Consider the following 23,942-nt stretch of genomic DNA (forward strand, 5'->3'; position numbering starts at 1 on the left):
CAGAGACCAGAGGAAAGGCCCGGGGAAGGGGAGGGAAGGCTGGTGGGACGGAGGTTTCAAGCTTTGTGCAAGAGAAATGACGAATGACTTAAATAAGTGAATTGCGGAAGCCGCAAGGTTGCAGAACAAAGACGAATTGCGGGCCATTAGGCATGATGCGGCAATGCACGAGAGGGCTCGAGATGCTACGAGCTGATGGGAACTGACGAAACTTATTGCGTGATCTTGGTGTGAAGTTTCTTAGGACATCTCAAACAATTAAGCCTCGTTCTTGGCGATGAGCCACGGGATGCCAAACGCAAAATAATCGAACGTTCATCGGTTTGCGGGGTTCGTCGAAGCTGACCGAAAATTGAATGGCTGGCTTTGAGCGTGGGTCTACAATAACAGGCTAACAGGTAACATCATGACTATCTTTCGCCGTCCCATCCGAGATTTGGTAGTGTGGTTTGTTTTTGCCGCGGCGGCGGCTTACTCTCTTTATAAGGGGCTTCAGTTCTCTTTTGCAGCATGCTCATTGGTGTGCCTCGGAATCACATGGAAGAAGTACACGATACAGATCTTCGATTTGGTCAAAGGCCGCCTTGCTCGAATTTCGCAAGCGAAGTTTGGCGACCTTTCAATAACAGCCGATCCCGCCGATCCTGTGTTGCGGGCGCTGTCCAAAATCATCGAATCGCAGCCTTGGATGGCCTCGTTGATCGAAGGGCTCGGCTCGTCACACCTTTCATTGCTGGCGCTCGCAAATGATAACCCGGGGCATAAGGCCCACACCGGGCAAGAGGCAGTGTATCGTGACCTTCGAGCGCGAGGCATGATCAGCTCGAATGGGCCAATTGGCCAAGGCGGCGAAGTTTCGCCTACTAGTTTGGGCAAGCAAGTTCTAGAAACACTTCGTTCCCTTCGGGCTGACCTAGCTCAAATTGATCAGAATCCGGAAGAGAGCAATCAACAGTCACGCGTCTAACTTCGTCCCGAGAATAAGGATGCGGGGCGAGGGGCGTGGGTCTTCTACGACGCTTGCCTCGCAGGAGTAGTTCGGTCGCACGACAATATCGATGTGGCAATTTTCGAGAGAATGTCGTCGTCGTGCAAAAGGGAAGGGAGATGAGATGCCGTGATGACCAAGATCGTTTCCTTATACCGGAATATCTCGTTCTGTGGGTCCTGCTCGTTCTCGCCGAAACAATCTAGATTCCCTCCCACCTGTCTCGGGTCGCCGTCGCCTTCGTCCATTCGCGAGAACGGATGTCTAAGCAGAACCGCTGGAACTGTTCTGAGACTTACTCCTCCGTGATGAAGGTTTCCGGTAGCGAGATCCACCCCTTCCGTTCCATCTAGCATGAAGAGAGGAGCGTTTGTGACAATGACGGGAAGGTAATACCGCTCCAGGTATCCGAAGCTCTTTTCTGCTACTTTCCTCTTCTCTTCTGCAATGAGGCCCAAGGTGGCTCTGCACGCTTGGATGGCCGCATCGTTTAGTGCCGTGCCGCCTCGCTCTCTCTGATCGGACACCTCCACCCACATTCCAGCATCCGAGACTGGCAGAATTGTCAAAGAGTGTCCTGTATCGTTGATGCTCGCCCAACAAGAATTCAGCACAGCAGACGAGTATGGACTGTTCTTGCCGACGTAAGTGCGCCGAAAAATTCTCACCTGTTGGCGATTCTGGCGCTGGATGGCGGGAAGAAAAATGAGCTTCCGAGTTCCGAGGTAAGCCCGTTTGCATTCGATCGCCAAAGTGATTTCGACCCCTCCTATCATAGGACCTTCAAGAGAGCATCGAGCGATAATGTCTGCTCTCAACTGCTGCCCGAACACGAGAGGATACTCCTCGATAACGTCGTCTACGTATAGATGGTGCCCTGGCCTACGCCGCGGGCCAGTCATCTCCTGCAGCAGCAAGCGAATAACGGCCTGATGTAGAAATGTGCCTTCATTATTCGCAACTCGAACGATCCGGGCAACTTCGGCGTCACTGCTTCCGTTCATTCGGCTAACAAAAAGCAAAGCGGGAGTCTCCTCCAGCGCATTCGTCCAGTTGTCGTTTTGTCAAAGCACCATCAGAGCTGGTGACGGAGCAAAGAAAAAGAGGCGCGGGCTGGTGCCCGCGCCTCTTGATTGAAGTCTTGTTTCTGGACTCTGGTCTCTGGCTGCTGCCTGAGATCAGCGGCCGATGGAGATGTATTCGAGGCCGGCGGCCTTGGCGTCCTTGGGGTCGATGAGGTTGCGGCCGTCGAAGACGAGGGGGGTGCGGAGGCGCTTCTTGATCTCGTGGAGGTCGGCCTTGGCGTAGGCGGGCCATTCGGTGCCGATGACCAGGGCGTCGGCGCCGTCGAGGGTCTCATACATGTCCGTATGGTAGCTGATGCTGCCGGTGAGTTCGCCGAACTTCTGGGCGGTGCCGAGGGCTTCCGGGTCGGTGGCGGCGACGACGGCACCTTCGGAGAGCATCTTCTGGCAGAGCTTGATGGCGACGGACTCGCGGACGTCGTCGGTGTTCTGCTTGAAGGCGAGACCCCAGAGGGCGATCTTCTTCTCGCGGAAGACCCAGAGCTTCTCGCGGATCTTGGCGAGGAAGCGGTCGAGCTGGTCGAAGTTGATCTTCTCGACTTCCTTGAGCAGGCCGAAGGGCTGGCCGAGGGATTCGGAGATGTGGATGAAGGCCTTGATGTCCTTCGGGAAGCAGGAGCCGCCGTAGCCGAGGCCGGCATTCAGGAAGGAGCGGCCGATGCGCTTGTCCATGCCGATGCCTTCGGCGACCTTTTCCACGTCGGCACCGGAGGCCTCGCAGATATTCGCCACGGCATTGATGTAGGAGATCTTCAGCGCGAGGAAGGAGTTCGCGGCGTGCTTGATGAGCTCGGCAGAGTTGATGTCGGTGACGAGCACCGGAGCGACGAAGGGCTCATAGATCTTCTGCATGTAGGCGAGCGCGCGGTCGTCATTCGAGCCGATCACGACGCGGTCGGGATGCAGCAGGTCATCGACAGCGCAGCCTTCGCGAAGGAACTCTGGATTGGAGACGACGCCGAACTCGACACCGGCGGGGGCGTAGCGGCGGACGGTCTGCTCGACCTTGTCGCCGGTCTTCACGGGCACGGTGGACTTGTCGACGATGACGCGGTAGCCGAGCTCCGGGGTGAGGCACTGGGCGATCTCGCGGGCGACCTTTTCGATGAAGGAGAGGTCGACGGAGCCGTCCGGCTGGGGCGGAGTGGGGACGGCGATGAAGATCACCTCGCCACTTTTGACGCCTTCCTCGGTGGAGGTGGTGAACTTGAGGCGGCCGGCGGCCACATTCGACTTCACGAGTTCCTCAAGGCCGGGCTCATAGATGGGCACCTTGCCGGCGAGCAACGTTGCGACTTTCTCGGGGTTGTTATCGACGCAGGTAACCTCGTGGCCGACTTCGGCAAAGCACGTGCCGGAGGTAAGACCGACATAGCCGGTCCCGATAATCGTGATCTTCATGTAGATTTAGGGGGGGTGGGTGAAACGCGGGCGTGTCTAGCAGCCTCGCCGCCCTGGCGCAAGTCCCGCGATCGCGGAATTCAGGCGGTTCCGGAGATTTTCGCGGGTTTTGGGGGAGGGGGCGACGAAACGAGCGAAAGGGACGGAAGGAGGGTTTTTCCGGTGTTTTTTGCGGGTTTTCGATGATTTCGTGGCCGCTTGGGCTGCCTTTTCCGGCGTTTCGGCTCAGGCCATCTGTTTCCAGAAGAGGCGGGCGGCGATGCCCAAGCCGATCAGGGCGACGGTGGTGCGGACGGCGACGGCCGGGATCCTCTGGGCGAAATGGGCGCCGAGGAAGTAGCCGGGGATAGAGCCTGCGACCAGCCAGCCGGCGAGCCGCCAATCGACGCTGCCGCAGGCGATGAAGTAGATGACGGAGGCGACATTGCAGAGCAGGGAGAGGAGGGCCTTCAGGGCATTGACGCGGTTCAGGTCGCGCAGGCCGAGGAGGCTGAGGCCGGCCATCATCATGATGCCGATGCCGGCGCCGAAGTAGCCGCCGTAGATGGCGACGCCGGTCTGGAAGGCGAGGCCCCAGGGGCGCGGGCCGGTTGGTTCGGCGTCGTGGCCTTCGCCGCGTTTTTTCTTCAGCCAGCGCTGGATGGGGGCATTCAGGAGGAAGAGGGTGGTGGCCATCAGGAGGAGCCAGGGCACCACGGCATCGAAGTAGGAGGAGGGCAGCGCGAGCAGGAGCCAGCCGCCGGCGAGGCCGCCTAACAGGCTGACGATTCCGAGCGGGAGAATCCACGGCTTCACCTCGGCCAGCCGGTGGCGGAAGGCCCAGACGCTGCCGGGCATGCCGATGAAGAGGGCGACGGTGGAGGTGGTGTTTGCCAAGACGCCGCTGAGGCCCGCGGCCATGAGTGCGGGGAAGGTGAGCATGGTGCCGCCGCCGGCGACGGCATTCATGACCGCGGCGAGGAAGCCAGCGGCGAGGACGATCCATTCCTGGTGACCGGGCACGGGGGAAAGGGAGTCGCTTTACCCGGGAAATGGAACGTCAAAATGTGGTCTTCAAGTTGAGAGGAGGTGGAGATTTCACCGGGGCTTCATCGGGATGGCATCTTGTCGTCCGACCATGCTCTCCGATGAGGCGGCCAGCGATGACGGAGTCGGCGTGGAACAGTCTGGCGGTTCCGCCCTTGGTGATCGTGGCGGCTTTGGTGGGTTTGTTTATGGCGATGGACGGGGTGATCATCGGCTTCTTTCTGTTGGCCTTGCTTCCTCTGCCTCTCCTTGCGTTTTTTCCTCCGCTGCTTTTCGGGACGATGGGGAGATACGGTCAGACGAGGTGGCACCGGGCCTCGTTTGGCGGTGCATCCGTCCTGTCACTGGCGATCATGGTGTTCTTGGCGGTAACCGTGATCCCGTCGCTCGTTTTGAATCCGCCGCGATTTCTTCCGAAGGCGAAGGAGGGGACTCGGGTAGCGCGGCTGGAATTCCGGTTTCCGAAAGTCACCCGCGTGGTGACCGATCCTCATTTCCAACTGCGATTCTACCGGGGAGATGCGCCGGAAGTGGTCTCGCTGCCGGATGGATCGGAAGCGCTGGTATTTCGCGGTGGCGGGGCCGTTCTATCCACATGGGGTGATCAGATGAGTGTGGATGAGAGGGGCTTCAATATCGGCGGGTGGATGGGCGCGCAAACTTCCGACCCTGAAATCCGCGTTACCAAGAAAGGGGAATTTGGCGGGCCTTTATCGGAGATCCATGTCTCTGTGTCGGAGACCCGGGTCTGGGAGGAGCGAGGTGCACACAAGCGAATCCGCCGGTAAGCGCGTGGCTTCCCGGCGGATCGTGGTTGGCGGTTTACATCACTTCAGCGCGCTGAGGTCGGCGCCGTGGTTGATGTGATAGACGGAACCGCCGAGGACGATGGCGGGGACGCTGCGGACGCCGGCTTGCTCGGCTTCGGGGAGGCGGGCGGGGGATTGGCCGAGGTGGACGATTTCCACTTCGAAGCGGGCGGGGTCGAGGGAGGTGGCGAGGGATTGCTCGGCATCGATGCAGACGGGGCAGCCGGCGTGGTAGAAGGTGGCGTGTTGTTTCATGGGATGGAGATGGATGGTGTTGGAGTTGGTGGTTTGGTTTTGCGTTTGAGCGGCGGGTTGCCGTGACGTAGGAAAGCACGCGCGATGAATCGGGAAATCGGGCAGGAATCGGGAGGGTCCCCACCGGAAAGTGCCCGGGTGACAAGCCCGCCGGCGGCGCGGGAAGATGCGGCGGTGAAGCCTGCCTATCTCTCGCTGGAGGACCGGAACCGCTATCGGAGCCTGGAGGACGTGGTGGGGTGCAAGTGGAGCGTCGCAGTGCTCGCAGCGATCGCGCGCGGGGTGAAGCGGCCGGGTGAGCTGGAGCGATTCATTCCGGGGATCTCGGCGAAGGTGCTGGCGGAGCGGTTGAAGAAGCTGCTGGATTACGGACTCGCGGAGAGAACGGAGTTTCCCGGGCTGCCGGCGAGGGTGGAGTATGAGCTTTCGGAAAAGGGGCGGAAGCTGGCCGGGATCATCGAGCAACTGCGCGAGCTCGATGGGCGCTATGGAAGCGGGGAAGAGGAGGAAGTACCATGAACATCGTAGCTCTGCACTATGGTCCGGTGAGGGAAGTGGTCAGCGAGGGCAGCGGCGCCTGGTGGGACAAGGATTGGCGAACGGGCTTTTACAAGGTGCCGCATGAGGTGCCGCAGTGGCTGGGCTATCAGGGCTTCCGCGGGGATGAGCAGGCGGACATGAGATACCACGGCGGGGTGGACAAGGCGGTGTGCGTGTATCCGTCCGAGCACTATGAGTTCTGGAATGGGGTGCCGGATTTGGAGGGACTGCCGACGGGGGCCTTTGGCGAGAATCTAACAACGCGTGGGTTGATCGAGGATGAGGTGTGCGTGGGGGATGTGTTTGAGATCGGCAGCGCGATCGTGCAGGTGTCGCAGCCGCGGCAGCCGTGTTGGAAACTGGCGCGCAGGTGGCATGTGAAGGACTTGGCGGCGCAGGTGGAGCGGAATGGGCGGACGGGGTTTTATTTCCGCGTGCTGTGGCATGGGGAGGTCTCGGCGGGGGATGAGTTTCATCTGCGCGAGCGGCCGTTTGCCGAATGGACGCTGGGGCGTTGCAACCGGATCATGCACCAGCGGGAGGGTGGGGCTGAGGCGGATCGGGGGCTGGCGCTGTGCCCGGCGCTATCGGGGAGCTGGAAGGATGGGCTGTGGAGCCGGGGGCGTGGGCGGGAGAGTGATCCTGCGGCGCGGCGGGATCAGCCGAAGTGAGAGGATCGAGCTGTTAGGGCATGATGCGGTCTTCCGAGACGGCTACCCATGCGCCATCGACCTTTGACTCGATCTTCAGCGTGAGGCCTTCCGGCGCAATCACTCCGTCGGGATAGACTTGAAGGCGGAATGAAGCCTCGCCTTCCTTGCTGGTGACATCGCCTGCGCCATCGGAGTTCCGGTCGGCGTATAGGACATCACTGGTGCCGGTGAGTGAGCCATCGCCGCGAACGTCGACGAAGACCGGTTGATCCTCTTCATCATACATCTCGACGCGAGCAGGAGCGGAGGCGGTGATGCGGAAGTCGGCGGGGGCATCCGAGCTATCCGCGCGCACGAAGTGGTGATGAATGGGGACGCTGTAGAAGGGATTCCCCCGATACTCGCCTGCTTCGACCACGGCGGAGGAAACGCCTGCTTCCGCGTCGTCGATTTTCAGTTCGGAGATCTGGTCCTTTTGACCCGGAGCGCTCCAGACGGTGGACAGCGTTCCCTTGCCGATCGCCCCTGCTGCCGCGGCCAAGCGGATGACCGCGAAGCTACCGGGCTCGATGCGGACCTTCATGAGGCGATCGACTCCCGCGGTGCCGAGAGTCACGCGCGCTTCACCTGATGTTACGTCCCACGTGGCGTCGGCGGGGATGCCGTCGAAGGCGAGCGTGCCTTCCACTGGGATGGTATTCGGATTCGACAAGGTCAGGCGTCCTCGCAAGGGACGACCCACGACGGGAATCACCAGTGAGCGGAGCGGCTGGAGATCCACGGTGCCTTTCTTGTCCGCGGGCTTCTTGGCGATGGCATCGCCTTGCGAACGGGAAGCGAGCAGGGATTTCACCGAGCTACGAATGCGCGCGGGGATTCGCTTTTCATTTTCGGAAAGCCGGGTTGCTTCGGCCGCGGCGGCATCGGAGCTGGAGCGATCACCGCATTTTGCCAGCAGGCAGGAGAGCCGTGCCTGCTCGGCGGGCAGCAGGGCGAAGAGGTCAAAGCTTCGCATCAAGCGGATCGACTCACGGCGCATCGCGAGCGCTTCATCCAAGCGCCCGGAGGCTTCCAGGAATTCGGCATAGAGGGAATAGACCTGGGCCTCGCTGATCTTCTTTCCAGCTGCCCGGTGGTAGGCGAGCAGCAGCTTCAGATCTTCTTCCACGCCGTCCAAGGTGCCTGCAGCGAGACGGAGAACACAGCGCTCTTGGCGAGCGGGCTCGCAGCCATCGGCGACCAGTTCATCCAGCATCCGAGAGCCTTCCGCCTTATTCCCAGATGCCAGCAGGCAGCGGGCGTGGATCAAGGTGGCTCGTTGCCACGTGGGTTTGGTGAGAAAGCCATTCGACTTTGCTTTCTGCGCAAGCTCCGCTGCCTCATTGACCAAAGAGGGATCGAATTCGCCGAGATCAAGACTGCAGGCAATGCGATCGAGCTTGGCCTGCAACTTGCCGCGGCCCTGGTAGGAGTCTGGCCAAGAGGTATCGATGACCCGCTGATACTCGTCCCTCGCCGCTTCTGTTAGTCCAAGGAGAAGAAGGTTGTCGGCGTTGTCACCGACAGCCTCGTACCAAATGTTAGAGACTTCGCCAATCGGCTTCTTGTCCTTACTGGCTTCGGTGACCGCTTCTGACCAGATCTGTGCCCAGACCCGCCATTCCATGGCCTCCTGCCAATGGCCTGCCTGTTCCCGGTCGCCGGCGAGCGAGAGAAAGGCGGAAGCATTCATGCGATCGAAGTTCTCCTCCATCGAGAATTCACCCGTGCGACGGATCGTCGGAGTGCCAAAGGGTGGTCCCTTCGGGACTTCCCGGCGGCGGATCTCAGGAAGCGCGGCGAGGCCCGGGCCGAGATCCGGGTAGGTCCTCGGGTCCAGCTCGAAGCCGCTCCGCCAGAGATTCTCTTCCTGCCAGGCACGGATTTCCTTGGCTCGGCCGAAGCGACGGACGACAGCCAAGCCTCCCAAGGCATTTGAAGTGACGCTGCGTGCGAGTTCCCGGTCGCCACGAGCGAGGGCTGCGCGGAATAGCCAGTCCCACACGTCCGCGGCCCACTCCGGATCCTCGCGGCCGGTGCGGGTCTGGGCCTCGCGCCAAACTTCATTGAAATAGGGACGGAACACTCCGCCCTCCTTCTCAAATGCGGGCGTAATCTCATCCAGTGCCCGCAGGCCTGCCTCTCGTCCGCCTTTCCGGTAGGCTTCCACGACCTTGGCCACCTGGGGCTTGGGGTCGAGCCGCGGGGCATCCTTTGGCAATGACTTCTTCTCCGGGTCGGGCTTGCCGGTAGGGATGCTGCCGAATTCGGCGATGCCGCGGTCCGACTTCACGGTCATCGCCAGGGCCAGCTTCGGGATCTGAGGCTGCTGATAGCAGAAACAGACGAGGTATTCCTTGCCGGGTTCCAAGTCATCCTTCGGGAAGCTCTGCACCAGGAATTCCCGTGCATGCGGGAAGCGCTCATTCACCGACTTGAATGCCCGCGCGGGCTTCTTGAGATACGTGAGTTGGAAGTCCGCGTCACCTTCCACCGGCACGATCGACCAGCGGAAGCGGCCCACCTTCTCGTTGTCCTGTTCCGGGTGCAGGAACATCCACAGCACGGACTGATCGAGCCATTCCGGAGTAGTGAACCGGAAGCCATGATAATACCAGCCATCGATCTCCACGGACTTGGCCGGGGTCAGCAGATGGACGCGGGCAAATCCGTTTTCGTCCTTCCCGAACTCGATTTTCGGAAATTGCGCCGCGGACGAGCGCAGCTTTTCCACTGCTGCCAATTCGCAGCGGGCTACGAAGGGGAAAAGGCAGAGAAGGAATGCGACGATCTTTATCCTCATCATGACCGGAGTCTTCCGGGCTGTTATTAGGATTGCAAGCATGCCGCAGTGGGATGGAAGCCCTCCGGCGGGAACTGCGTGTCGCGGTGGTGGAGGGAGATGTGCCGTTGAAGGTTGAGCCGGGAAGTGCGCACGATGTGCAGCTTCAGGATCCGGGTGGCCGGGAATGGGAGGTTGCACGACGGGCACCGCTCCGCACCCGATGCTGTCGCTCGATTATTTCAGTGTGGCTGGGACTGCGGAAATTCGGAGATGACCGCCGGATCAGCACGGGCCAAGCCGATCTGGGGGCGTATCGGGCGCTGGGGGCGCCGGGATTTGAGGAAAAGGGTCGTTTCGCCAAGGAAGTGCTCGGGATCAAGGATTGGAGCGAGGTGCGGCACCGCGGGCCGGTGACGGGGGAGTGAGGAGGGCGGAATCGGTGCGAATCGGGCATTGAAAAAGCCGTTTTCCCGGCCAATCTCCCCGCCCCATGTCCGAACGGAAGACTCTCGAAGAACGCGCCCAAATGACGGATCTGGAGCGCCTGCGCCACTCCTGCGCCCACGTGATGGCGACTGCCATCCTGCGCATTTGGCCGGACGCCCAGTTCGCCTACGGGCCGCCGATCGAGAGTGGATTCTACTACGACTTCGAGATGAAGCACCGGATCACGCCGGATGATTTCGAGAAGATCGAGGCGGAGATGAAGAAGATCTCGAAGGAGAACCAGAAGTTCGAGCGCCGGGTGCTGACGCGCGACGAAGCTAAGGCGATGGCCGAGAGCGGTCGCCTCGGCGGTCTTTCCGAGCGTCCGGGCAATGCGAGTCGTTTCAAGCTGGACCTGATCGACAAGATTCCGGAGGGCGAGGAGATCTCCTGCTTCCAGAATGGTGAGTTCATCGACCTCTGCGCGGGGCCCCATGTGGGCTACTCGGGCAAGTGCAAGAACGTGAAGCTGATGTCGGTGTCGTCGTCCTTCTACCTGGGCGATGAGTCGAAGGGTCAGCTGCAGCGGCTTTATGGAACGGCTTTTGAATCGAAGGAATTGTTAGAAGAGCACCTGGTGCGCTTGGAGGAGGCGAAGAAGCGCGATCACCGCCGCCTTGGCCGTGAGCTGCATCTTTTCCACATCGATGAAGCGGTCGGGCAGGGCCTGATCCTGTGGAAGCCGAAGGGTGCGCTGGTGCGTCGTGCGTTGCAGGATTTCATCACGGCGGAGCTGGACAAGCAGGGCTACTCGCAGGTCTTCACGCCGCACATCGGCAAGCTGGACCTTTACCGCACGTCGGGGCACTTCCCCTACTATCAGGAGAGCCAGTATCCGGCGATTCCCGAGCGTGATGTGCTCGAGAAGCTGGCGGATGAGGACACGACCTGCGCGCAGCTGATCAATGGTCTCAGCGATGGCACCTACGAGGGCTACATGCTGAAGCCGATGAATTGCCCGCACCACATCAAGATCTTCGCGAGCGAGCACCGCTCGTATCGTGATCTGCCGGTGCGCTTGGCGGAATTCGGCACGGTGTATCGCTGGGAGCAATCCGGCGAGCTCGGCGGGATGACGCGCGTGCGCGGCTTCACGCAGGATGATGCGCACCTTTTCTGCACGCCGGATCAGATCGCGAAGGAGCTGATCGGCTGCCTGAGCCTGGTGAAGACGGTGCTGACGACGCTCGGCATGACGGATTACCGCGTGCGCGTCGGCTTGCGTGATCCGGATGACAGCAAGTTCACGGGTGATCCTGCGAAGTGGGATCTGGCGGAGGCGGCTTGTCGTGAGGCGGCGGCGACGCTTGATGTGCCCTATACCGAGGAAGCGGGTGAGGCGGCGTTCTACGGGCCGAAGATCGACTTCGTGGTGAAGGACGTGATCGGCCGCGATTGGCAACTGGGCACGGTGCAGGTGGACTACGTGCTGCCGGAGCGCTTCAAGCTCGAGTATGTGGGTGCGGATAACACGACGCACCGGCCGGTGATGATTCACCGCGCGCCGTTCGGCTCGCTGGAGCGTTTCACGGGTCTGCTGATCGAGCACTTCGAGGGCAAGTTCCCGACGTGGCTCGCACCGGAGCAGGTGCGGGTGCTGCCGATTTCCGACAAGTTCCTGGAGGCTGCCGAGGCACTGACGACGCAGCTGGCTGAGGCTGGCGTGCGGGTGTCGCTGGATAGCTCGTCCGACAAGGTGGGTGCGAAGATCCGCAATACGCGGCTGGATCGCGTGCCTTACATGCTGGTGCTGGGTGCGAAGGAAATTGAGGAGGGCACCGTGTCCGTGCGGCATCGCGACAAGGATGACCTTGGGGCGAAGCCGGTGGGCGAGTTCATCGCGGAGATCGTGGCGGAGATCAAGGAGCGGAGGCTCTGAGGATCGTCGCCTGTGTTTTCTATCAGGGCTCCTCTGGAGGTCCCAGCTTGGGATCCAGAGGAGTCTGGTGGTTGTCGGCAAGGAGCGCGACCAGGTAGGCGAGATTGGTGGCGGTGAAGGCGCCTTTGTTCGCCGCAGCATGGATGCGCGTGGCCACGCCGGTGCGGTAGCCATCGAGGTCGATGCTGTAGGGCTCTTCCGCGATCATGACGAGGCGCGCGCGTGCATAGCTGGCGGCCTGTTGAGCGGAGAAATCGAGTTTCCTGGCACCGGGTAGGACTCCATCTGCCGAGGTGGTGGCGATGATGTGCTCGACGTAGGCATCGATCCGCTCGCGAGTGGAGTAGAAGCGCTGACCGAAGCCGCTCACCAGCCCTTCTATGGTGAAGTAAAGGAGATCGCGAAGGACTAGCCGGGAGGTGACGCGTTCGGGGAAGTGCTGGTCATTGTAGGTAGCCAGTTCGTGGGCGTATTTGGCGTAGAAGGTGTCGATCATGGTGGCATCCCCGCCAGGCATGCCGGAGAGGGAAACATTGTCCCGGCGGCCGATGAGGTGGAAGAGATCGGAGGGCGCATGGGCCAGGCATTCCTCCAGCGTGGGTGAATGATCGAGAAGGTAGTCTTTCCAGAGGCTGGCTGCGGCTTCGGGTGCTTTCTCGTCGTGGGGTGCGGCGGCTGGCGGATCGATCCGGTAGCTTTGGGCAAAGGCGATGAGGGCGTAGCAGGTGTTCTCTTTCGAGACTGCGGTTGATGGTTGCTCGGTGTAGCGGCGAAGTTTCGCGGCGAGCTGGCCGCGGAAGAGATCAAGTTCCGGAGCGGGAACCGTGCTGCCGGCGAGGATCAGGCGGGCGCGGATGTAGCCCGCGGTGTCGTCGATGGAGAAGCCGAGAAAGGAAGCCCAATTGAGCCCGCCACCCGAGAAGCTCCGCTCGATAAAGGCCTTTCGCTCGGCGTCGCTGAGGCTCGACTTTGCCCGTGGAGCGCGGGCGAAAGCGGCGGCGATGAAATCGTGGAGTTCGCGGAAGGCAGGCCGCTGGGCGGTGGCCTGCGGGTCCCGGCGATCGGCGGCGGTGGCCAAGGTGCGGGTGTAGGTGGTGAGGAACTTGGCGCGCGTGGCGGCGTCCTTCTTCGGGTCGTTGTACAAGGTCAGGTTCATCTGCTCGCCCATGCGGCCGAACAGTTCCCAGGGCTTTTCCGAGATGCAGTTTTTGGGGTCGAGCGGAGTGGGGGCGGTGGCAAGGTAGTCGTCCCAGGATCTGGCGGGTGGAGTAGCCGGGGGTGGCTCGGCGAGGCCTCCTCCGATCAGGATCGGCGCGAGGAGGAGGCTGAGGGAAAGGAGGGAAATCCTTGGGAGAGGAGGCATGGCGACGGTTACTTTACGGGAGATGTCTGTCCGTTTTCCCATCCATCCCCGGGCTCCTCGAGTGGATTCGCCCGCAAAATCCCGCTTGCCGCTTGGTGCGACTGGGCTTATACACTCGGCTCAGTCGCCCGCGAGGCTCCGGTGTTTTGGCACCGGCCGACGCGTCCCACGCGACTACAGGCCGCTTCAGGCCACATGATGTTTTCTTTGGAACGCCACGAAATGAGAAATTTGCCACCCGTTCATCGTGAACGGGGCGGCTTATTTGGTCCCGTATGATCGATTCGGATCACGGCCAGCGTTCCCTAAAGCTCTTCGCAGGTGAAGGTGCGGTCTCTCCGTGCCAGCCCGCGTCGCATTGAACCCCACGGAGGATACAGCCATCGCCAAGCCATCAAAAGGTAACTTCAAGGGTCGTCAGCAGCGCGACATGACGCGCATCAACGACCGGATCCGCGCGCCCAAGGTGCGTGTCGTACTGTTCAACGGTGACCAGATGGGGGTGATGAGCTCCCGGGAAGCGCTCGAGAAAGCGAAAATGATCGGGCTCGACCTGGTCGAGATCGCCCCGAACGCGGATCCGCCGGTCTGCCGCATTGTCGACTACGGCAAATACAAGTACGAGCAGTCGAAGCTGAAGAAGGTGAAGTCGAAGAGCTCGACCCGCATGAAGGAAGTGAAATTCCGCGTGGGTACCGGCACACACGACTACAACATCAAGATGGGCCGTGCCGAGACCTTCCTCGATACCGGGCACAAGGTGCGCATGGTGCTGCAATTCCGCGGTCGCGAAAACGCTCACAAGGAGCTCGGCTTCGTGATGATGAAGCGCATCATCGAGGACCTGAAGCAGATCGCCCACGTCGACCAGGAGCCGCGCCTGAATGGCCGTGCCGTCGGCATGACGCTCTCGCCGCTGCCCGCGCACCAGCGCAAGCGGAGGTTCCATCTCTATCACGGCGAGCTGATGGAGGAAGACGACTTCGAGGAAGACGAAGGTCTCCACGAAGACGAGCAGCCCGAAGGCCTGACCGAAGCGGAATCCAAGGCGCAAGACGCCAAGGAGGAAGCGAAGGAAGAAGCCGCGGCCGAAAAGGACTGAGGCCCAGCCCGGTGGTAAAGCTCTGGCTGTTCGACATCGACGGCACCCTGGTAGATACCGGTGGTGCCGGGATGCGGGCCTTGCAGGAAGCTGCCGAGGAATGCTTCGGCGGCAGCGGGCCCGAGCTGGATCTCGCCGGCAGCACCGATCTCGGTGTGCTGGCGGGGATCCTGGCTCACTTTGACCGGGCTCATGGCCCGGAGGAGGAGGCTGCGTTTTTTGCCTGCTACCTGCGGCACTTGGAAAAGAACCTCGCGGGTGGAGGCTATGCCGGCCGGGTGTTGCCGGGTGCGGCGGAGTTATTGGAGAGCTTGTCGCGCTTGCCGGAGGTGACGGTGGGTCTTCTAACGGGGAACATCGCGGGTGGTGCGGCGGCGAAGATGCGGCACTACGGGTTGGATGCGCATTTCGCCTTCGGGGCGTATGGGTGTGACCATGCGGACCGGAATTTGCTCGGGCCGGTGGCGCTAGCGCGTGCGGCGGCTCATGCGGGGCGTGATTTCACGGCCGCGGAGACGCTGGTGATCGGGGATACGCCGAAGGATGTGGCTTGTGCGAAGGCGATGGGGGCGCGGTGCCTTGCCGTGGCGACGGGGAAGTTCAACGCGGAGCAGCTGCGGGAATGCGGGGCTGATGTGGTGGTGGAGCGGCTGGATGATCCAGTGGTGCTGGGGATGTTTGCGGGTGTTTGAGGGCAAACGCCGCGAGCCGTGTTTGCATGTTTTTCGGGCCCGCGGCGCAGCGGTGGAATAGCCAAGAGGAAAGGCGAGTCCATAAGGAGTGTGGACGTTTCGTCCACACCGTGTCGACGGAACGTCGACACCCCTTAATACGGAGCTGCGCTTCGCTTGCGCCTTAGCTATTTCAGGCTGTTGTCTAACGGCTCTGCAGCATCATCCACGCGAGGAGAGAGGGATCGGCGTAGGCGGGATTCCAGGATTCGTGGCCTTCTTCGGGGTAGTAGGTGGAGCGGAATTTCTTGCCGCCGGCCTTGAGGATGGCGTCTTCCATTTCGCGGGTTTTTTCGACGGGGACGGCGGGGTCCTTTTCGCCGTGGAAGGCCCAGATGGGGATTTCCTTGAGGTCCTTCGCGGCGGCTGGGTCGCCTGCGCCGCAGATCGGCACGCCGCTGGCGTAGAGCTTGGGCTCCTTGGCGAGGCAGGCCCAAGTGCCGTAGCCGCCCATGCTGATGCCGGTGAGGTGGACGCGCTTCGGGTCCACCCGGAGGGTTTTCATGAGATGGTGGGTGAGGGCGAGGACTTCATCGGGATTCCACCAGCGGCCGTCCGGGCACTGCGGTGCGGCGAGGATGAAGGGCAGGCCGTGGTTGTTCATCGCGAACTTCGGCGGGCCGTGTTTCTTGATCTTTTCGAGATCGGTGCCGCGCTCGCCGGAGCCGTGGAGGAAGATGACGAGTGGCAGGGGATCCTTGGTGTCGGCGTAGCCCTCGGGGAGGAACTGGAGGTAGGGGATGTTTTCGCCCTTTTTCCATTCGAGGGTTTCCTTGGATTCGGTGGGGGCCGCGAAGGCGGCGAACGGCAGCAGGAGTAGGAACGCGAGGAATCGCATGGATACACTCCAGTCAGAGCCGGCCGAAAAGCCAAGGGGGAATGATGCCCGTCCGGGGGCTTGCCGCGGTCGCCTCGACCGGCCTAGCTAACGCGCATGGAAATCATTCGTGCAGGGGTTGCCGGGACTGGGTCGATGGGGCGCAACCACGCCCGCGTTTACAGCCTGATCCCGGGTGCGAAGCTCTGCGCGATCTATGATGCCGATCCGGAGCGCGCGAAGGCGGTGGCGGATGAATTTGGGGCGGAGCCGGTTTCCTCGCTGGAGGAGCTCGCCGAGCGGGCGGAGGCGATCAGCGTGGCGGTGCCGACGATTGCGCACCGGGAGGTCGGATGCCGTTTGATGGAGCTGGGTGCGCATGTGCTGATGGAGAAGCCGATTGCGCCGTCTGTGGAGGATGCCACGGCGCTTGTTGAGACTTCGAAGCGGACGGGGCGGATCCTTCAGGTGGGGCACATCGAGCGCTTCAATCCGGTGCTGCGGCAACTGGAGCAGCGGCTGACGAATCCGGTTTTCATCGAAGCGCACCGGCTTTCGCCGTTCCCGAATCGGAGCATCGATATCGGGGTGGTGCTGGATCTGATGATCCATGACATCGAGGTGATCCTGCACCTGGTGCGTTCGCCGGTGGCGAGCATCGATGCGGTGGGCGTGCCGGTGTTGATGAAGTCCGAGGATATTGCGAACGCGCGCATTCGTTTCGAGAATGGCTGCGTGGCGAATGTGACGGCGAGCCGGATCAGCCCGGAGAAGATGCGGAAGATCCGGGTATTCCAATCCGACTGCTATCTCTCACTGGATTACCAGGAGCAAGCGGGGCAGATCCATTGGAAGGAAGGGATGGGCATCCAGCGCGCGGAGGTGGAAGTGGAGAAGGATGAGCCGCTGAAGCTGGAACTGGCGGCGTTCATCGCGAGCGTGGCGCATGGGCATGATCCGGCGGTGACGGGGCAGCAGGGGACTGCGGCGCTGGAGCTGGCGCTGGAGATCACGCGGTTGATTCACGCGTGATGTAAGGAGGTAAGGGGCGTGGACATCCTGTCCACGCCGTGTCGACAGAATGTCGACACTCCTTATTCCCGCACTCGCTCGACGTTTGCGCCGAGGGCCTGGAGCTTTTCGTCGATGTGCTCGTAGCCGCGGTCGATGTGATAGAGGCGGCGGATCTCGGTGGAACCTTTCGCTGTTAGGGCGGCGAGGACGAGGGCGGCGGAGGCGCGGAGGTCGCTGGCCATGACGGGGGCGGCGCTGAGTTGCTCGACGCCCTTGATGACGGCCTTGCCATCTGCGACTTGGATATCGGCGCCCATGCGCTTCAGCTCGGCGCAGTGCATGAAGCGCTGCGGGAAGATGGTGTCGACGACGATGCTGGTGCCGGGTGTGGTGGCGAAGAGCGCGGTCATCTGCGCCTGCATGTCGGTGGGGTAACCGGGGTAAGGCTCGGTGACGATTTCCGCGGGCATCGGATTGTCGCCGCGGAGCACGGTGCAGGCGTCGCCGACGTCATTGAAGTGAACCTGGTGGCCTGCCTTGCGGAGCGTGGCGGTGATGGCGGTGAGGTGCTCGTGGCGGATGCGGCGCAGGGTGACGCCTTCGCCGGCGAGGGCGGCGGCGGCCATGAAGGTGCCGGCTTCGATGCGGTCCGGGATGACGTTGTGAACGCAGCCCTTCAGCTTCGACACGCCTTCGATCGTGATGACCGGGGTGCCCGCGCCGCGGATCTTGGCGCCCATGGCGTTGAGGAAATCGGCGAGGTCGACGACCTCGGGTTCGCAGGCGGCGGAGGTGATGGTGGTGATGCCTTCCGCGAGGGTGGCGGCCATCATCACGTTGTCGGTGCCGAGCACGGTCGGTCCCATCGGGCCGCAGAGGTCGATGGTCGCGCCCTTGAGGCCATCGGGGGCGGAGAGGACGACGTTGCCGCCTTCGATTTCCGCCTTCGCGCCGAGAGCTTCGAGGCCGCGGACGTGCAGGTCGACCGGGCGGTCGCCGATGACGCAGCCGCCGGGCAGGGCGACGACGCAGCGGCGCTTCCGCGCGAGGAGCGGACCCATCACGCAGACGGAGGCGCGCATGCGGCGCACGATCTCGTAGTCGGCGGTGTCGGAAATATCGGCGGCGGTGACGCGCACGGTGCCGGAGAAGCGCTCCACGTCCGCACCGAGGGCGGTGAGGATCTGCACCATGTAATTCGTGTCCGAGACATCGGGCACGCGGCGGATCACGCAGTCCTCATCGGTCAGCAGGGTGGCGGCGAGAATCGGGAGCGAGGCGTTTTTCGATCCGGAAATCGTGATGGCCCCGTGGATCGGGGTGCCGCCGTGAACGATGAGCTTGTCCATTGATGAAGTTTGCTAGTTTGCAGCATTGCCCTACGGGCTACGCATATTTGCCGCTTTGCGGATGAGAGGGTCGCTATCGCTCCTGCCGCGTTCAGTTTTCAGGAGCTGAAAATCGCGCGACCGGGAAGCGGGGGATGCCGGAAAGGTCCTTGAGAGTCAAGACGTCGGTCAGAGATGCCGCACGGAGAAGGGATTCGACTTCGGTGGATTGGTGGGTGCCGATTTCGAGGGCGAGCCAGCCGCCGGGATTGAGGCGTTTTGCAGCTTCGGGGATGAAGCGGCGAATGAGGTCCAGCCCGTCTTGGCCGCTAAAGAGGGCGAGGTCGGGATCGTAGGCGAGTTCCTTGGCCAAGGTGGGGCGGTCGGTTTCCGGGACGTAGGGGAGATTGGCGACGATGAGGTCGAAGGTCTGGCTGCCGAGGGCGGAGAAGAGGTCGCTTTCGGCGAAGGTGACGTTGGTGATTTCCAGTTCGGCGGCGTTTTCGCGGGCGAGGGAAAGGGCGTCGGGTGAGACGTCGGCGAGCGTTGCGTGGGAGTTCGGGAAATCCCCGGCGAGGGTGAGGCCGAGGACGCCGGTGCCGCAGCCCATGTCAAGGATGCGCGGGCTGTCGGGGAGCTTGGCGTTTTTGATGAGCCACTCGGCGAGTTCCTCGGTCTCGGGGCGGGGGATGAGGGCGCGGGCGTCGGTTTTAAAATCGCGGCGGTGGAAGGTGACGTAGCCGATCAAGTGCTGGATGGGGACGCCTTCGCCGCGCTTTTTCAGGAGTTCGCGGAGCGGGGCGAGATCGGTTTCTTCCAGCGGCTGATCAAAGCGCAGGTAGAGGTCCATGCGCGTGCAGGAAAGCTGGTGGGAGATCAGCATCTGCATGTTCCTGCGCGCGTCCTCGATGCCCTTTTTCGTGAGATAGGCGGTGCCCTTGTCGAGGGTCTCGAGGACGGTGGTCATGCGCGGGGGTAGACAGAAGACCTGCAGGCACAAGACGCAAGACTTGAGCGATGAAAGATCGGTGAATCGGGCGGGGCGGGAAGTGGATCGCCTGAGTGGAGCTCGGAAGATGCGCTATGGTGCCGGAATGGTGTTGGAGCGGCCCCCTATGATCCGAACTCGACGGCGGCTTGGTCGAGTTCCAGTTGGTAGTGCGGATTGGCCGCGATGAGCTTGGCGGTGGCGGGGAAGGCGGGATTGCCGGATTCTTTGCCGAGGTGTCCGCCAACGGCATAGATCACCGCGGGGTGTTCCTTGGCCAGAGCGGTGGCGAAGGCTTCGTCGCCGAGACGGGCGCGGAGAGCGACCATGTTGAGGGCGATGGTTTCGAGGTCTTCACCGCCGAGCATCTTGACGCGCGAGCGGGAGTAGGCGGCGAAGAAGATGTGGTGGATCTCCGCAGCATCCGGGATGCCGTCGCCATGCATGTAAGTCTGGCCGTGGAGGCTCGGGTGGTCCTCGACTTCAGGAAAAGGTGTGGGCAGGGAGGAGTTGGAAGAGGACGCGCAGCTTGTGATGAACGCGGCCGCCAGGATGAGCGCTGTGATGCGGCTCTTCATGCCAGCGATTTCACGAAGTCCGTGAAGAACGCAGCGCCTTCCTCAAGAGCGGCGATGTCGATGAACTCGTCGCAGGTGTGTGCCTGGTCAATGGAGCCGGGGCCCATGCAGACGGAGGCGAGGCCGACTTCGGCCAGGTGGGCGGCATCGGAGAACCATGGCGCGCCGACTGGTTTGGAGGCGGCTCGTGCTTTCTGAATGCGGGCGATCCATGGATGCCCGGCGGGAGTTTCCATGGGGTGGTTTTCCTTCGGCTTCACGATCTCCAGCGGGAGGGCGAGACGGGCGATGGTCTTTTCGAGCAATGCGAGCGCGCCGCCGGCATCGCGCAGGGCGGGCGTGATGCGGATGTCGATCTCGGCTTCGGCGAGGTCGGGCACGATGTTCGGGCGCGAGCCGGCGCGGAGGACTCCGACATTGATGGTTGAGCGGCCGAGGACGGGGTGGGTGTAGGTGGCGAGCTCGGCGGAGAGTTCGCGCTCAAGGATGTCGAGGGCGCGGGCGAGTTTCATGGCGGCATTGTCGCCGCGCTCGGGTTGGGAGGAATGGGCGGCCTTGCCGGTGGCTTTTAGCGTGGCCCAGAGCGAGCCCTTCGTGGTGTGAACGATATCGAGCGACGTTGGCTCGCCGACGATGGCGAAGGAGTAGTCGTGCGCGTGGTGCTTTGCGAAATCCTTGGAGCCCCATTGGCCGGATTCCTCGCCCATGAAGGCGACGAAATCGACGGCGACGGGCAGCTTGCCGAGGATGGAGAGATTTTCCTTCAGGCCCCAGAGCATGGCGGCCATCGGGCCCTTGGTGTCGGAGGTGCCGCGGCCCCACATCCGGCCGTCACGGATTTCGCCGCCGAAGGGGTCGATGGTCATGGCACCGACGCCGACGGTGTCGAGGTGCGGGCCGAGGAGGATGCGCGGCCGGCCATCGCGCGGAGCGAAGCGGGCGATCAAGTTCGGGCGGCCGGGCTTGATTTCCTCCAGCGCGACATCCGCGCCGAGATCGGTGAGCCAGGCCTTGAGGAAATCGGCCAAGGCGGCTTCGCCGGTATTGGCGTTGTCGGTGCCGGGCGGATTGTCCGGATTGACCGAGGGAATGCGGACGAGCTGCTGGAGAAGTTCGACGGGGCCGGTCACGGGGGGATTGGAGGGCAACGGGCGGCGGACGTCCAACATGGAACGTGGGGAGGCCGGGGAATCAGCCTTGGGCGATGTTTTTCGCGCTCGCGGGGCTGCGGGCCAGGTCATTTGGGCAAAGTAGCCGGTTTTCGGTCCACGTTCGACCCGGGAGCGGTTCCTTCGCCCCACCCCTTTACAAATACCGGCCCCTCTGGCATGGGTCCGCGCTCATGTCCGAATTGCCGAAAGCCTATGAACCCCAAGAGGTGGAAGCCAAGTGGTACGCCGCTTGGCTCGAAGGGAAGTGCTTTGAAGCCGATCCGACCTCGGAAAAAGAGGCGTACTCGATCGTCATCCCGCCTCCGAATGTCACCGGCATCCTGCATCTCGGCCACGTCCTGAATAACACCATCCAGGACATCCTCGCCCGCCGCGCCCGCCAGAAGGGGAAGGAAGTGCTGTGGCTGCCCGGCACCGACCACGCCGGCATTGCGACGCAGGCGAAGGTGGAGCGCGAGCTGCGTGAGAAGGAAGGCAAGACGCGCCGCGATCTGGGGCGCGATGAGTTCCTCAAGCGCGTGTGGGATTTCAAGGAGAAGCACGGCAACATCATCATCAGCCAGCTCAAGCGCCTCGGCTGCTCCTGCGATTGGAGCCGCGAGCGCTTCACCATGGATGAGTCCTACACGAAGTGGGTGAGCCATGTGTTCGTGGAGCTGTTCAAGGAAGGCCTGATCTATCGCGGCAAGCGCATCGTGAACTGGTGCCCGGTGTCCCTCACCGCGCTGTCCGATGAAGAGGTGATCATGAAGGAGCAGAACTCGAAGCTCTTCTTCATGAAGTATGAGCTCACGGATGCTCCCGGCGAGTTCCTCGAAATTTCCACCACGCGTCCGGAGACTCTCATGGGCGACGTGGCCGTGGCGGTGAACCCGAAGGACCCGCGCTTCGCGAAGTATGTGGGCCGCACGGTGAACCGTCCATTCCCGCACGCCGCGATCCCGGTGATCGCGGACGATCACGTGGACATCGAGTTCGGCACCGGCGCGCTGAAGATCACGCCGGCGCACGACAAGGCCGACTTCGAAATCGGCATCCGCCACAATCTTGAGATCATCGACGTGCTCACACCGGATGGTCATGTGAATTGCCCGGAGGTGCCGGAGATCCACGGACTCGAGCGTTTCGCGGGCCGCCGGAAGGCCGCCGCGAAGCTGGAGGAGATGGGCCTGCTCATCAAGGTGGAGGAGTACAAGAACAACGTGGGCTACTCCGAGCGCGCCGACGTGCCGATCGAGCCGCGCATTTCGATGCAGTGGTTCCTCAAGTATCCCTGCGTCAAGGAAGCCGCCGATGCGGTGGCGACCGGTGAGATCCAATTCCGCCCCGAGCGCTGGGCGAAGACCTATGCGCACTGGATGGAAAACCTGCAGGACTGGTGCATCAGCCGCCAGCTCTGGTGGGGTCACCAGATTCCCGTGTGGTATCGCAAGGAGAAGCTCGATGAACTGAAGGGCGCTGAGTCGCTCGACATGTCGAACTTCACCAGCGGCGACATCCATGTGGGCACCGACGCACCTGCCGATGAAGGCAACTGGGTGCGCGATGAAGACGTGATGGACACGTGGTTCAGCTCATGGCTGTGGCCTTTCGCGACCATGGCGAACGTGGGCGAGGAAACGCCGACGCTGAAGAAATTCTACCCGACCACCGACCTGGTGACCGGCCCGGACATCATCTTCTTCTGGGTGGCGCGCATGATCATGGCGGGCTTCCGCTTTGAGGGTGAGCTGCCGTTCAAGAACGTGTTCTTCACCTCGCTGATCCGCGACATGAAGGGCCGCAAGCTTTCGAAGTCGCTCGGCAACTCGCCGGACCCGATCGAGCTGATGGACAAGTATGGCTCGGATGGCCTGCGCTTCGGACTCATGCGCATCGCGCCGCTCGGTGCGGACATGCGCTACGATGAAGAGCAGATCGAAGGCGGCCGTAACTTCGCCAACAAGCTCTTCAATGCCTGCCGTTTCCGCGAGATGGCGGGTGAGGTAGATCTTCCCGACATCGAAGGCGACGACGATGAAGATCACGAAGTGGTGGGCATGGCCAACTGCTTCCACATCGACATCCTCGCGAAGCTGGATGTGCTGGCGACCGATCTCGACAAGATCTACGCCGACTATCGTTTCGGTGAGCTGACCCAGCGCCTGTATGAGTTCCTGTGGAGCGATTTCTGCGACCTCTTCCTGGAAGCGATCAAGGGCGACCTGCGTGAGACCGCTGCTCCGGAAGCGCGTGCCGTGACCATCTCGGTGATCGATACGGTGCTGAGCCGCTACCTGCAGCTGCTGCATCCCTTCATGCCGCACATCACCGAGGAACTTTCGCTCCGGATGGGCTACATGAACGAAGGCGATTTCCTGATGCTCGCCGAGCTGCCGGAAGAGCCGGTGCTTGCCGGCCTGTCCGCGGAAGACACCGCTGCCGAGCAGGCGAAGGCCGCTGCGATCTACGAGACCGCCGGTCGCCTGCGCAATCTCAAGGCCGAATACAACGTGGCCAATCGCCGCGATGTGAAGCTGGTGATCAAGAACGCCGCCGAGTGGTTCTCGGAGGAGAAGGCCGTCCTGGCGATTCTCGCCGGGGCAGGGGAGATCGTGGTGGATGACGCCTACGATGCGCCGAAGGGCACGCCGGTCTCGCTGACGCCGGTGGGTGAGATTTACCTGCCGCTGGAAGGCTTCATCGACGTGGAGGCGGAGAAGATCCGTCTGACCCGCGAAATCGGGAAGATGGAGCAGGAGGTCACCCGCTCGGAGGCCAAGCTTTCCAACGAAAGTTTCGTCGCCCGCGCCCCCGCCGAGGTGGTGGTGCAGGAGAAGGCGCGCCTGGAAGAATGGCGCGGGAAGCTCGTGCAACTACGTGACATGTTGGCAGGCCTCGGATGAGGCCTTGCCAGCGGTCGT

21 protein-coding genes are annotated in these 23,942 nt (G+C 62.3%); 10 read left to right on the forward strand and 11 right to left on the reverse strand.

Features of this window, described 5'->3' with window-relative positions; all coding sequences use genetic code 11:
- Positions 1-406: 406 nt before the first annotated feature.
- Positions 407-967 carry a hypothetical protein gene (locus WKV53_RS15450; protein ID WP_341405673.1) on the forward strand — a complete coding sequence of 187 codons (561 nt, stop codon included), beginning with the start codon at positions 407-409 and terminating at the stop codon, positions 965-967.
- A 44-nt stretch (positions 968-1,011) separates the two neighbouring features.
- Here the strand turns inward: WKV53_RS15450 and WKV53_RS15455 are convergent, their stop codons facing one another.
- The 3 genes from WKV53_RS15455 to WKV53_RS15465 form a co-directional block, all read right to left on the reverse strand.
- Positions 1,012-1,992: a hypothetical protein gene (locus WKV53_RS15455; protein ID WP_341405674.1), complete on the reverse strand. Its 981-nt coding sequence runs from the start codon at positions 1,990-1,992 to the stop codon at positions 1,012-1,014.
- Between the two features lie 174 nt (positions 1,993-2,166).
- A complete protein-coding gene (locus tag WKV53_RS15460) occupies positions 2,167-3,474 on the reverse strand; it encodes a UDP-glucose dehydrogenase family protein (RefSeq protein ID WP_341405675.1) in 1,308 nt (435 codons plus the stop codon).
- A gap of 225 nt (positions 3,475-3,699) precedes the next feature.
- Complete coding sequence (locus tag WKV53_RS15465; protein WP_341405676.1) at positions 3,700-4,476, reverse strand: sulfite exporter TauE/SafE family protein; 777 nt, start codon at positions 4,474-4,476, stop codon at positions 3,700-3,702.
- A gap of 179 nt (positions 4,477-4,655) precedes the next feature.
- Here WKV53_RS15465 and WKV53_RS15470 point away from each other — a divergent pair, with 179 nt between their 5' ends.
- On the forward strand, positions 4,656-5,288 hold the full coding sequence (locus WKV53_RS15470) for a hypothetical protein (protein WP_341405677.1): 633 nt from the start codon (positions 4,656-4,658) through the stop codon (positions 5,286-5,288).
- Between the two features lie 39 nt (positions 5,289-5,327).
- Here WKV53_RS15470 and WKV53_RS15475 read toward each other — a convergent pair whose 3' ends face one another.
- On the reverse strand, positions 5,328-5,564 hold the full coding sequence (locus WKV53_RS15475) for a hypothetical protein (protein WP_341405678.1): 237 nt from the start codon (positions 5,562-5,564) through the stop codon (positions 5,328-5,330).
- Positions 5,565-5,648: 84 nt separating this feature from the next.
- Here WKV53_RS15475 and WKV53_RS15480 point away from each other — a divergent pair, with 84 nt between their 5' ends.
- Both WKV53_RS15480 and WKV53_RS15485 read left to right on the forward strand, forming a co-directional pair.
- Positions 5,649-6,083, forward strand: coding sequence for a winged helix-turn-helix transcriptional regulator (locus WKV53_RS15480; protein ID WP_341405679.1), 435 nt, complete (start codon positions 5,649-5,651; stop codon positions 6,081-6,083).
- Complete coding sequence (locus WKV53_RS15485; protein WP_341405680.1) at positions 6,080-6,775, forward strand: MOSC domain-containing protein; 696 nt, start codon at positions 6,080-6,082, stop codon at positions 6,773-6,775. The genes WKV53_RS15480 and WKV53_RS15485 overlap by 4 nt, the downstream gene beginning before the upstream one ends.
- Positions 6,776-6,788: 13 nt before the next feature.
- Here the strand turns inward: WKV53_RS15485 and WKV53_RS15490 are convergent, their stop codons facing one another.
- The gene (locus WKV53_RS15490; protein ID WP_341405681.1) at positions 6,789-9,602 is read right to left on the reverse strand and encodes a tetratricopeptide repeat protein; all 2,814 of its coding nucleotides are present in this window, start codon (positions 9,600-9,602) and stop codon (positions 6,789-6,791) included.
- A 50-nt stretch (positions 9,603-9,652) separates the two neighbouring features.
- On the opposite strand from WKV53_RS15490, the gene WKV53_RS15495 reads away from it, so the two are divergent.
- Both WKV53_RS15495 and thrS read left to right on the forward strand, forming a co-directional pair.
- Complete coding sequence (locus tag WKV53_RS15495) at positions 9,653-10,006, forward strand: hypothetical protein (protein ID WP_341405682.1); 354 nt, start codon at positions 9,653-9,655, stop codon at positions 10,004-10,006.
- A gap of 65 nt (positions 10,007-10,071) precedes the next feature.
- Complete coding sequence (gene thrS / locus WKV53_RS15500) at positions 10,072-11,946, forward strand: threonine--tRNA ligase (RefSeq protein ID WP_341405683.1); 1,875 nt, start codon at positions 10,072-10,074, stop codon at positions 11,944-11,946.
- Between the two features lie 22 nt (positions 11,947-11,968).
- Here thrS and WKV53_RS15505 read toward each other — a convergent pair whose 3' ends face one another.
- Positions 11,969-13,309, reverse strand: a complete 1,341-nt coding sequence (locus WKV53_RS15505) for a hypothetical protein (protein WP_341405684.1) — start codon at positions 13,307-13,309, stop codon at positions 11,969-11,971.
- Positions 13,310-13,649: 340 nt separating this feature from the next.
- On the opposite strand from WKV53_RS15505, the gene infC reads away from it, so the two are divergent.
- Entirely contained in the window at positions 13,650-14,411 is a 762-nt protein-coding gene (gene infC / locus WKV53_RS15510; protein WP_341405685.1) for a translation initiation factor IF-3, read from the forward strand.
- A gap of 11 nt (positions 14,412-14,422) precedes the next feature.
- Positions 14,423-15,103, forward strand: coding sequence for an HAD family hydrolase (locus WKV53_RS15515; RefSeq protein WP_341405686.1), 681 nt, complete (start codon positions 14,423-14,425; stop codon positions 15,101-15,103).
- 184 nt (positions 15,104-15,287) lie between these two features.
- Here WKV53_RS15515 and WKV53_RS15520 read toward each other — a convergent pair whose 3' ends face one another.
- On the reverse strand, positions 15,288-15,980 hold the full coding sequence (locus WKV53_RS15520; protein WP_341405687.1) for a carboxylesterase family protein: 693 nt from the start codon (positions 15,978-15,980) through the stop codon (positions 15,288-15,290).
- A gap of 96 nt (positions 15,981-16,076) precedes the next feature.
- On the opposite strand from WKV53_RS15520, the gene WKV53_RS15525 reads away from it, so the two are divergent.
- Positions 16,077-16,991 carry a Gfo/Idh/MocA family oxidoreductase gene (locus WKV53_RS15525; protein WP_341405688.1) on the forward strand — a complete coding sequence of 305 codons (915 nt, stop codon included), beginning with the start codon at positions 16,077-16,079 and terminating at the stop codon, positions 16,989-16,991.
- A 62-nt stretch (positions 16,992-17,053) separates the two neighbouring features.
- On the opposite strand, the gene murA is transcribed toward WKV53_RS15525, so the two are convergent.
- From murA to WKV53_RS15545, 4 genes are all read right to left on the reverse strand, one after another.
- A complete protein-coding gene (murA, locus tag WKV53_RS15530; RefSeq protein ID WP_341405689.1) occupies positions 17,054-18,322 on the reverse strand; it encodes a UDP-N-acetylglucosamine 1-carboxyvinyltransferase in 1,269 nt (422 codons plus the stop codon).
- A gap of 91 nt (positions 18,323-18,413) precedes the next feature.
- Positions 18,414-19,268, reverse strand: a complete 855-nt coding sequence (gene prmC, locus WKV53_RS15535) for a peptide chain release factor N(5)-glutamine methyltransferase (RefSeq protein WP_341405690.1) — start codon at positions 19,266-19,268, stop codon at positions 18,414-18,416.
- Between the two features lie 146 nt (positions 19,269-19,414).
- Positions 19,415-19,867: a hypothetical protein gene (locus tag WKV53_RS15540; RefSeq protein ID WP_341405691.1), complete on the reverse strand. Its 453-nt coding sequence runs from the start codon at positions 19,865-19,867 to the stop codon at positions 19,415-19,417.
- Positions 19,864-20,997, reverse strand: a complete 1,134-nt coding sequence (locus WKV53_RS15545) for a M20 family metallopeptidase (protein WP_341405692.1) — start codon at positions 20,995-20,997, stop codon at positions 19,864-19,866. Before WKV53_RS15545 ends, WKV53_RS15540 begins: the two co-directional genes overlap by 4 nt.
- Before the next feature lie 212 nt (positions 20,998-21,209).
- Between WKV53_RS15545 and WKV53_RS15550 the strand changes: the two genes are divergently transcribed.
- A complete protein-coding gene (locus tag WKV53_RS15550) occupies positions 21,210-23,924 on the forward strand; it encodes a valine--tRNA ligase (protein ID WP_341405693.1) in 2,715 nt (904 codons plus the stop codon).
- Positions 23,925-23,942 lie beyond the last annotated feature (18 nt).

Origin of the sequence: Luteolibacter sp. Y139 (genome assembly GCF_038066715.1) — a bacterium.
GTDB lineage: Bacteria > Verrucomicrobiota > Verrucomicrobiia > Verrucomicrobiales > Akkermansiaceae > Haloferula > Haloferula soli.

Excerpts from the sequence above, each read along its gene's own strand:
- WKV53_RS15460 (WP_341405675.1), bottom strand. The coding sequence starts at position 3,474 with ATGAAGATCACGATTATCGGGACCGGCTATGTCGGTCTTACCTCCGGC.
- prmC (WP_341405690.1), bottom strand. The coding sequence starts at position 19,268 with ATGACCACCGTCCTCGAGACCCTCGACAAGGGCACCGCCTATCTCACG.
- WKV53_RS15550 (WP_341405693.1), top strand. The coding sequence starts at position 21,210 with ATGTCCGAATTGCCGAAAGCCTATGAACCCCAAGAGGTGGAAGCCAAG.
- WKV53_RS15485 (WP_341405680.1), top strand. The coding sequence starts at position 6,080 with ATGAACATCGTAGCTCTGCACTATGGTCCGGTGAGGGAAGTGGTCAGC.
- WKV53_RS15475 (WP_341405678.1), bottom strand. The coding sequence starts at position 5,564 with ATGAAACAACACGCCACCTTCTACCACGCCGGCTGCCCCGTCTGCATC.
- WKV53_RS15540 (WP_341405691.1), bottom strand. The coding sequence starts at position 19,867 with ATGAAGAGCCGCATCACAGCGCTCATCCTGGCGGCCGCGTTCATCACA.
- WKV53_RS15525 (WP_341405688.1), top strand. The coding sequence starts at position 16,077 with ATGGAAATCATTCGTGCAGGGGTTGCCGGGACTGGGTCGATGGGGCGC.
- murA (WP_341405689.1), bottom strand. The coding sequence starts at position 18,322 with ATGGACAAGCTCATCGTTCACGGCGGCACCCCGATCCACGGGGCCATC.
- WKV53_RS15490 (WP_341405681.1), bottom strand. The coding sequence starts at position 9,602 with ATGATGAGGATAAAGATCGTCGCATTCCTTCTCTGCCTTTTCCCCTTC.
- WKV53_RS15495 (WP_341405682.1), top strand. The coding sequence starts at position 9,653 with ATGGAAGCCCTCCGGCGGGAACTGCGTGTCGCGGTGGTGGAGGGAGAT.
- WKV53_RS15505 (WP_341405684.1), bottom strand. The coding sequence starts at position 13,309 with ATGCCTCCTCTCCCAAGGATTTCCCTCCTTTCCCTCAGCCTCCTCCTC.
- WKV53_RS15450 (WP_341405673.1), top strand. The coding sequence starts at position 407 with ATGACTATCTTTCGCCGTCCCATCCGAGATTTGGTAGTGTGGTTTGTT.
- WKV53_RS15455 (WP_341405674.1), bottom strand. The coding sequence starts at position 1,992 with ATGAACGGAAGCAGTGACGCCGAAGTTGCCCGGATCGTTCGAGTTGCG.
- WKV53_RS15480 (WP_341405679.1), top strand. The coding sequence starts at position 5,649 with ATGAATCGGGAAATCGGGCAGGAATCGGGAGGGTCCCCACCGGAAAGT.
- WKV53_RS15520 (WP_341405687.1), bottom strand. The coding sequence starts at position 15,980 with ATGCGATTCCTCGCGTTCCTACTCCTGCTGCCGTTCGCCGCCTTCGCG.
- thrS (WP_341405683.1), top strand. The coding sequence starts at position 10,072 with ATGTCCGAACGGAAGACTCTCGAAGAACGCGCCCAAATGACGGATCTG.